We start from the raw sequence: 568 nt of genomic DNA on the forward strand, positions 1-568 counted from the left end.
CCGGGATGGGCGCGGATCTGCCGGGTCTGGACGAGGTCCGCCAGCACCTGGACATCCACCTCGGCGACCGCATCGATGAGACGCAGTTCGCGCAGTCGGCGCTGTTCGCCGTGCAGGTGGCGACGTTCCGGCAGTTGGAAGCTTGGGGTTTGCGGCCGCAATATCTCGGCGGGCATTCGATCGGTGAGCTGACGGCTGCGTATCTGGCCGGGGTGTGGGATCTGGAGGGTGCCTGCCGGATCGTCGAGGCCCGTGGCCGGTTGATGAGCCAGGCGCCGGCTGGTGGGTTGATGGCTGCGCTGGAGTTGTCCGAGGACGAGGTTCGGCCGCTGCTGGTTGAGGGGCGGGTGGGTCTGGCGGCGGTGAACGGGCCGCGGTCGGTTGTGGTGTCCGGTGACGCCGATGCGGTGACGGAGTTGGTTCAGGGTCGCAGGGCGAAGCTGTTGAAGGTGTCGCATGCGTTCCACAGCCATCACCTCGACGGGATGTTGGACGAGTTCCGCCGGGTTGTGGCGAGTGTTCCGGCGCGTGAGCCGGTGATCGGGTTGTACGGGGATGTGACGAATCC

General features: G+C 67.1%; 1 protein-coding gene. It reads left to right on the top strand.

Going from position 1 to position 568, the window contains the following annotated elements; all coding sequences use genetic code 11:
- Positions 1 to 568 (top strand): acyltransferase domain-containing protein (locus tag IEZ31_RS55920; RefSeq protein WP_190258312.1); only part of this gene is annotated, 568 nt, incomplete at both ends.

Source organism: Dactylosporangium sucinum, assembly GCF_014647515.1.
Lineage (GTDB): Bacteria > Actinomycetota > Actinomycetes > Mycobacteriales > Micromonosporaceae > Dactylosporangium > Dactylosporangium sucinum.